The 7,015-nt window shown below is 70.9% G+C and carries 5 protein-coding genes, 1 tRNA gene, 1 other RNA gene and 1 pseudogene; 3 read left to right on the top strand and 5 right to left on the bottom strand.

Annotation, left to right across the window (positions count from 1 at the left end; genetic code table 11):
• Positions 1-47: 47 nt before the first annotated feature.
• Complete coding sequence (locus ACFU99_RS26940) at positions 48-1,094, top strand: cytochrome P450 (protein ID WP_384396551.1); 1,047 nt, start codon at positions 48-50, stop codon at positions 1,092-1,094.
• Positions 1,095-1,237: 143 nt separating this feature from the next.
• Here the strand turns inward: ACFU99_RS26940 and ACFU99_RS26935 are convergent, their stop codons facing one another.
• The 5 genes and pseudogenes from ACFU99_RS26935 to ACFU99_RS26915 all read right to left on the bottom strand — a co-directional run bounded on the left by ACFU99_RS26935 (position 1,238) and on the right by ACFU99_RS26915 (position 5,798).
• On the bottom strand, positions 1,238-1,663 hold the full coding sequence (locus ACFU99_RS26935; RefSeq protein ID WP_384396548.1) for a PIN domain-containing protein: 426 nt from the start codon (positions 1,661-1,663) through the stop codon (positions 1,238-1,240).
• Entirely contained in the window at positions 1,660-1,953 is a 294-nt protein-coding gene (locus tag ACFU99_RS26930) for a CopG family transcriptional regulator (protein WP_384396544.1), read from the bottom strand. The genes ACFU99_RS26935 and ACFU99_RS26930 overlap by 4 nt, the downstream gene beginning before the upstream one ends.
• Positions 1,954-2,066: 113 nt before the next feature.
• A complete protein-coding gene (locus ACFU99_RS26925) occupies positions 2,067-4,511 on the bottom strand; it encodes a helicase-associated domain-containing protein (RefSeq protein WP_384396541.1) in 2,445 nt (814 codons plus the stop codon).
• A gap of 534 nt (positions 4,512-5,045) precedes the next feature.
• Positions 5,046-5,469 (bottom strand): annotated as a pseudogene (locus ACFU99_RS26920) (PIN domain nuclease).
• Between the two features lie 241 nt (positions 5,470-5,710).
• Positions 5,711-5,798 (bottom strand) — tRNA-Ser (locus tag ACFU99_RS26915).
• Between the two features lie 108 nt (positions 5,799-5,906).
• Between ACFU99_RS26915 and ffs the strand changes: the two genes are divergently transcribed.
• Together ffs and ACFU99_RS26905 are read left to right on the top strand one after the other, a co-directional pair.
• Positions 5,907-6,003: signal recognition particle sRNA small type (gene ffs / locus ACFU99_RS26910), an RNA gene on the top strand.
• 87 nt (positions 6,004-6,090) lie between these two features.
• Positions 6,091-7,015 (top strand): DNA polymerase III subunit gamma and tau (locus tag ACFU99_RS26905; protein ID WP_384396538.1); only part of this gene is annotated, 925 nt, incomplete at its 3' end.

Here is a 7,015-nt window from a genome sequence, read left to right as displayed (position 1 = left end):
GCCGGCGACCCCGGCCGGCCCGGGCCGCCCCGGAACGGAGTTCATCCATGCCAACGCATCGCACCGGCGGGAGCACTCGGGCCGTAGAGTTCGCGCCGCGAATCCAGGAACTGCTCAGTCGCTATGGCGACGCGTCGCTGTTCCGCCTGGAGCCGGACACCATCGGCATAGCCGACCCCGACCTGATGAACGCCGTACTGAGCGGCAGGCCGGCCAACGAGCACGAGCGCCCCACCTTCAAGCCCGTACAGGGCAGGTCGGTCACCCGCACCGAGGCCTCGGCCTTCATGCAGGCGCTCGGCGCCGACGTACGGGCGGCGATGCAGCGCCCCGTACCCGGATCGGTCGACCTGACCGGCCCCTGGCCGCACGTCGGACATGTTTATCTGCGCAACCTGCTTTTCGACCGGGAGCACCTCCGCTTCCGCATTCTGGTGGACCGCCGGCTGGAGCTCACACCGAAATTGACGTGGGCGGCCGTGGCCTCGGGCGCGGCGGTGCTGGGCAAGCCGAAGAGCGACGAACCGCTCTCCAAGCTCGCCGCCCTCGTACTCGACTCCCAGAACTACCGCGACCGTCGGCACGCCATGTTCCTGTACCGGAGAATGGGCGCGCCGATGTGCTTCACGGTGGCGGCGCTGGTCACCAGCGCGCTCTGGCTGGGCGCCCCGTTCCGCGAGGAGATCTCGAATCGGAACATCCTCCTGGAAGCCCTCCGCTTGCTTCCGCCGTCGTGGAACATTCTGCGGGTGGCATCCCCGGAATTCCTCTCCGTGGACGAACGCATCGGCCCCGGGGACGACATCCTCCTTTTCCCGCTGCTGAGCCACCGCAACCCCAAGCTCTGGGACGACCCCGAAGAGTTCATCCCCGAACGCTGGGACGACCTCGACAGCGACACCCACCCCGGCTACCTCCCCTTCGGCCCCGCCAGCGAACGCTGCTGGGCCCGCCACATGGTCTTCCCCCTCGCCGAACGCCTCCTCGACCTCATCCGCCGCGACGGCCTGACGGTGAGCCCGGACCAGACCAAGGTCAAGATCGAGCTGGGCGGGCTGCTGGAGCTCACGGAGGTCCGGATGGTGCGGCCGTAGGGAGCCGCGGGCGACGGACTGGTCGTGGGGCGGCAGACTGGTCGCGAGGCGACGGGCTGGTCGCGAGGCGGCAGACTGGTCGCGAGGCGGCGGGATGTGGACTGGGTGACCGAGGTCGAGGGGCCGGAGCGGTTTCGGCCGCCTCACACCTTCTTGACGACGATCGTGTCCGGGACCAGCTTTTCCAGGTCGTCGACGTCCGAGGTGAAGACGGTGACCTGCCCCTTCTGCCGGCGCGCGATGACGGCGAGTACGGCGTCGATCGCGTACTCGTGGCCGGACGACCCGGCGTCGGCCAGGAGCCGGCGGGCCTCGCGCGCCTCGTCCTTCCCGATCTCGACGACCTGGAGCCGGGAAAGTACCCAGTCCCAGCGCTGTTCGGTCGTTCTGCCGTCGTACGCCTCGATCAGCGTCATCGGGGACGTCACCACCTCGGCTTCGCCTCGTGCTGCGAGGTCGAGCCGGGCGATCATCCGGCGGTCGCCGCGTACGGCCAGGGACAGCGCTTCACAGTCCAGTACGAAGACCCGGAGCGGCCCCTGCCCGTACTCGCCGGACCGCTTCTTCACGCGGCCTCTCCGGCGCCGTGCTTCCCGGTTTCGTGCCGTCCTGTGGCGCGGCGGCGCTCGTGTTCGGTGTCGAGTTCCGCCAACTCGTCAACGGCTGCCGAGCGCTCGTCCTCGGTGACCGGGCCGTGTTCTTCCTCCAGCCAGCCGACCAGCTCCTGGAGGCGGTCCCGGTCGCGCTTGAAGCGCAGAGCCTCTGAGACGTAGGCCGAGAGGCCCCGTTCCGCCGCCTCGCCGCGAATCTCGTCCAGGAGATCCTCGGGGATCGTCACCGTCACTTTTTTCGTGGCCATACAACAGACCATACTCGCGGTGCTCCCGGCTTGTCTCGCTGAGAAGCCGAGCCGAGGTGCCGAGCCGAGGACGGGCGCAAGCCGCCTTCGCCTCGTTGTGACCGCCGTAGGCTCTACGCGGGCATGACGCCTTGGATGCGGGAGAGGGCGAAGACGCGGTCGTCGTTGCGCAGGTGGCACCAGGCGTAGAGATAGGGCGCGTCGAGATCGATCTCGCTGAGGGTGCGTACCGTGCGGTTACCCGCGGCGTCGACGTATTCGATGGTGATGGCCTGGTGCTTGACGATGGCGTGGGCCAGTTGACGGATGTCCGCGAGGGGGAGCCGGCGCGCGTAGGCGGCGGTGATTTCCTCGATGTCGGTGTTGTACGGGATGCCGTTATCCGGGTCGGGTTCCGGTGCGAGGGGCGGGGCGGCCAGCAGTTTGGCGGCCAGGGTTCCCATATCGGGGGTACTGGCGGTGCCGGCGGTTTTGCCGGCCCGGGACCGCGTTGTGCGGGCGCCGCCGGCCGGCCTCCCCGACGACGTGCCGTCGGCTCGGCGCGGACGCGGCACCGGGGCCTCTGCACGCCGATGCTGCGGCTGTTCGATGCGTACGGTCCCGTCGGCGGCCTCGGCGACGGGCGCGTACCCGGCGGCCCGGAGCGCGGCGAGGGTTTCGTCGAGCGGGCTCCGGCCGACCAGAACCGTCGGGGCCAATTGCCGCAGGCCGAGGCCGGTGAGCTGCCGGTGGGCGGCGAGTTCGGCGAGGAGGGCCGGTTCCTCGCCGTGGATGACGCAGGCCGGGGATGCGACGCGCATACGGCCGTGGCCGCGCGCGGTGTCGTGGATCAGGTACGTCAGCGGCTGCGGGAGCGTGCCGACCGCGACGGCGGCCAACTCGGCCTCGATCGCGTCGGGCGTACGCCCCGAGTCCAGGGCCCGGCGGACGGTACCGGGCCCGAACCGCCACACCGAGGCCGTGCCGCCGGACTCCCGGTCCGCGACGGCGTCCAGGAGCGCGGCCAGCCGGGCGGACGGAGTGCCGGTGACGACGGCGGTGAGGTCGGCGCCGAAGCGGGCAGCCCTGGTGGCCGGAGGCAGCAGGCGCCGACAGGCCGTGAGCAGGGCGTCGACGTCGTATTCCGGCGCTGGCGCGTGCACCGCGGCACCGATGGGGGACAGGGCGCCGCGGGCGATGACACCGAGCAACTCGGCCTCGCGGACCAGGGGCGCGAACGGCGCGCCGTCCTGGGCGAGTTGTTCGGCGAACGGGCGGTGCCAGCTGATCAGGGTGCCCAGTTCCACGGCGCTCTGCGCCTCCCGTGCCCCTTGCACCCCTTGCACCCCTTGTCCCGCGGGCAGGTGCGCCGCGGCGGCGAGGAGCCCGTCCCGCGCCCGTACACAGCCGTCGCAGGGCGGTGTTCCGGCGAGCGCGGGCAGCGCCTTGCCGTCTTCGCCACGGGCCCGGCTCGGGGTGAGCGGCAGCGTCCGCCAGACCTGGAGGAGCTCGGCGAACCGCTCCGCCGGTTCCTGCTCGGCCCAGGCGTCGTAGCCGTCCGTCACCGCGACCTGCTGACCGTCCCGAGCCAGCAGCCCGGCCCCGTAGGCGGTTTCCAGAACGAGGCGTACGACGTCGTCCTCGCAGCGCGCCGCCTTGCCGACCCGCGAAAGTTCACGCGCTCCGACCCCGCCGGACTTCAACACGGTCGGCGGGGCGGCGGAGCACACCGTCAGGACCGACGCGGCGTGAGCGGCGAACGCCGTGGCCGCCGCGGCGGCTTCCCGGTCCACCTCCGCCGGGCTGATGGGCGCCGTACGCACCGTCGGCGGGGCCGGATCGAAGGGCGCGTGCCAGTCGGGCCCGCGCAGCGCGAGCGCCACCTCGACGGGCATACGGGCGGGCTCGTACCGGTAACGGTCCTGTACGAGCAGCCCTCGCGCCAGGGCCCATTGAGCACCGGGAAGGGCGTCGGGGCGGAATTCTCCGAACTCATCCTCCTGTGAGGGCAGTTCACGTCCTTCACCGGCCAACCGAACGAGCATCTTCCGGGTGGCCGCGGGCGCGCCCGCCACCTTCGAGACGACCTGCTCCGGATCGCTGTGGTGGGCCACGAGGGCGGCGAGCCGCTGCTTCCTGGTGTTGCCGGGCGGCTTGACGCCCAGCGCCGCGAGCATGCGCCGCAGTTCCTCGGAGGTCGTGTCCGCCAGCAGCGCCGCGAGCGGAGCGTCCAGCCCCAGCGGCGAGTGCCACATGAGGTGCAACGGCTCGGCCGCACACAACGACCCGCCGTCACCATCCGGACCATCCGGACCATCCGGACCATCCGGACCGCCCGGCCAGACCAGCGCGTGATCGGCCAGCACCTCAAGGGCCTCATCGAGCCCACGAAGACCATCCGCCCCGGATACGCCCAGCAACTCCTCCAACTCGACACGCGGCCCCGGCCCCAGCGCCACCAGCGCCTCGGCCACCTGTAGACACGGCAACGCCAGCCCGGGCAGCACCCGCGCCACCGACCCCGGGCGCTGGAGCCGCTCCGCCACCTCACCGAGCGACTGCGGCTCGGGCGGCGCCACCCCGTCCGCCCGAGCTGCGAGAACCCGCTCCAGCCGGGCGACTTCGAGACCGCTCAGCCATGTGGTCAGTGAGTATCCGCCGGGGCTGCTGATGGGAACACCTCACGAGAACGACGACGTTCGCTGACGACCGCAGCCGGCGGCCCGAAGCCGACCGACCCGACCGACCCGACCGGACCGGGACCGGCCTTGCGGAGGACTCCAGAGTGGCGCATACAGAGGGGCGAGAGCATCCCACGACGACACAGCCCCGCTTCCGGGTGAAACACATCACGCCAAAGGAACCCCGGAGCTCCGGTGCCCAGCACGTTCACGCTCTGCCGCCCTCGCGAAGGGCTCGCCCTCGCTCTGGACGCAGCGCGTACGACGAGATCACCCCCTGCCACGATCTCCTTCGCCCGACAGGACTGGTCGTGCAGGACTGGTCGTGCCCGGTCGTCGGCGCTCCGACCTGCGGCGCAGCCACCGGCTACGTGCTTGCTGGACTGTGGCGTACGTCGGTGAACGAGACCAGAACCGAGACTGCGCGGGTGTTCATTCGCCGGGCTCCGGGCCGTACCACTGCCTGGCCTGGCCGGTGACGGCGGCGATGCATGCGAAATCGTGGTCGCGGTGCAGGAGAGTCAGTCCCTGTAGTTCTGCGGTGGCGGCAACGATGAGGTCCACGGCGTCGGTGCCGCGGTGTTGACCACGCTGGGTCAGCAGTTCCTGAACCTGCCAAGCGCGATCGTGAGCGCGGTCATCAACGGGCACCCGAGCCGAAAGGCAGCCGCAGGTCCTCGACGCCGCGCGCGCGGTCCGCGGCGGAGCGGGCGCTGTAGAAGAACTCCAGCTCGGTGACGGGGCAGGTCGCGATGAGCCCGGCCGAGGCAGCCTGGTCCCAGCCGAACTTCTCGGCGCCGCCGCGGAGAAATCGGGCGAGCGCACTGGTGTCGATCAGAAACTGCGCCGCACTCACCACCGGTAGTTCCTCTTGTCCTCGGAGAGCGGGAGGGCGTCGGCCGCCGCGGTTCCCCTGTCAGGTCCTCTGGCCGTGATGCTGCAAACGCACATGGAAGCCCGGGCCCGCGAGGGCGACGCGATCTGGCGGCCCGGGGGCGCGCCCTGCGGACAGAAACCAGGGCAACGGGGGCTGAGGAACCGAAGAAGGGCCCCACCGCGAGCGGTGGGGCCCTTCGACATCGTGCCCGGTGAGGCACTGGCGGAGGATACGAGATTCGAACTCGTGAGGGGTTGCCCCCAACACGCTTTCCAAGCGTGCGCCCTAGGCCACTAGGCGAATCCTCCGCCGCAAACAATACAAGACCGGAGAGGGTGCTCGCGAACATGGCCGGGAGGGGGGATCGGGAAGGGCGGTGGGTGGTCCTCGTGGGGGTTGGGATCGGTTAGAGTGGGGGCAGCCCCTCACGTGGCGCTATCTCACCGAACTCCCCCAGGGCCGGAAGGCAGCAAGGGTAAGTGGGCTCTGGCGGGTGCGTGGGGGGTCTTCGCGTTCCTGGGGCCTCTGGGACGGGGTCGCGAGGGGCCTGGGTTTTGTGAGCGAGGCCACTTGTCGGTGGGGCCCGATATCGTCGTATGCGTGTCGTCCCTCGCGCTCTACCGCCGCTACCGCCCCGAGTCCTTCGCAGAGGTCATCGGGCAGTCGCATGTCACCGATCCCTTGCAGCAAGCGCTGCGCAACAACCGGGTCAACCACGCCTATCTGTTCAGCGGGCCGCGCGGCTGTGGCAAGACGACCAGCGCGCGCATCCTCGCCCGCTGTCTCAACTGCGAGCAGGGGCCCACGCCCGACCCCTGCGGCGAGTGCCAGTCCTGCCAGGACCTGGCGCGCAACGGGCGCGGTTCCATCGACGTCATCGAGATCGACGCCGCCTCGCACGGTGGCGTGGACGACGCCCGTGAGCTGCGGGAGAAGGCGTTCTTCGGGCCCGCGTCGAGCCGGTACAAGATCTACATCATCGACGAGGCGCACATGGTCACCTCGGCGGGGTTCAACGCCCTGCTGAAGGTGGTGGAGGAGCCGCCCGAGCACCTCAAGTTCATCTTCGCGACCACCGAGCCCGAGAAGGTCATCGGCACCATCCGGTCGCGTACGCACCACTACCCCTTCCGCCTCGTTCCGCCCGGCACCCTGCGCGAGTACCTCGGCGAGGTCTGCGGGCGCGAGGCGATCCCCGTCGAGGACGGGGTGCTCCCCCTGGTCGTACGGGCCGGGGCCGGGTCCGTCCGTGACTCGATGTCCGTCATGGACCAGCTCCTGGCCGGCGCCGCCGCCGACGGTGTGACATACGCCATGGCCACCGCCCTCCTCGGCTACACCGACGGCAGCCTCCTCGACGCCGTCGTCGAGGCCTTCGCCTCCGGAGACGGCGCCGCCGCCTTCGAGATCGTCGACCGCGTCGTCGAGGGCGGCAACGACCCCCGGCGCTTCGTCGCGGACCTCCTGGAGCGCCTGCGCGACCTGGTGATTCTCGCCGCCGTCCCGGACGCCGCCGAGAAGGGGC

This window comes from Streptomyces sp. NPDC057654 (assembly GCF_042800135.1).
Taxonomy (GTDB): domain Bacteria; phylum Actinomycetota; class Actinomycetes; order Streptomycetales; family Streptomycetaceae; genus Streptomyces.
This window is presented reverse-complemented; position numbering and strand designations above follow the sequence as displayed.

What these genes read in the sequence shown, in the direction of transcription:
- ACFU99_RS26940 (WP_384396551.1), top strand. Translation starts at nt 48, where the DNA reads ATGCCAACGCATCGCACCGGCGGGAGCACTCGGGCCGTAGAGTTCGCG.
- ACFU99_RS26930 (WP_384396544.1), bottom strand. Translation starts at nt 1,953, where the DNA reads ATGGCCACGAAAAAAGTGACGGTGACGATCCCCGAGGATCTCCTGGAC.